This window comes from Streptomyces sp. SID12501 (assembly GCF_010550245.1).
Lineage (GTDB): Bacteria > Actinomycetota > Actinomycetes > Streptomycetales > Streptomycetaceae > Streptomyces.
The window spans coordinates 1-413 of the sequence record NZ_JAAGLU010000842.1; the positions used below are offsets into that span (position 1 = coordinate 1).

Annotated in this window: 1 pseudogene; it reads left to right on the plus strand. The window is 73.4% G+C overall.

Annotation, left to right across the window (positions count from 1 at the left end):
- Nucleotides 1-413, plus strand: a pseudogene (locus G3I71_RS48745) (NADH-quinone oxidoreductase subunit F); the annotation flags it as partial.

Below are 413 nucleotides of genomic sequence, written 5' to 3' on the forward strand. Positions count from 1 at the left end.
TGTCCGCGCACTGGGACTCGGACCGGTCGTGGAAGCTCGCGCGCTACGAGGCCGACGGCGGCTACCGCGGCCTGCGGCGCGCGCTCGGCATGCCCGCCGCCGACGTCGTGACGACGGTCAAGGACTCGGGCCTGCGCGGTCGTGGCGGCGCCGGCTTCCCGACGGGCATGAAGTGGGGCTTCCTGCCCGCGCCCGACGGCGGCCCCCGCTACCTCGTCGTCAACGCCGACGAGTCCGAGCCGGGCACCTGCAAGGACATCCCGCTCATGATGGCGAGCCCGCAGGAGCTCATCGAGGGCGTGGTCATCACGTCCTACGCGATCGGCTGCCACCACGCGTTCATCTACCTGCGCGGCGAGGTCGTGCACGTCTACCGCCGCCTCCTGGAGGCCGTGCGCGAGGCGCGCGAGGCC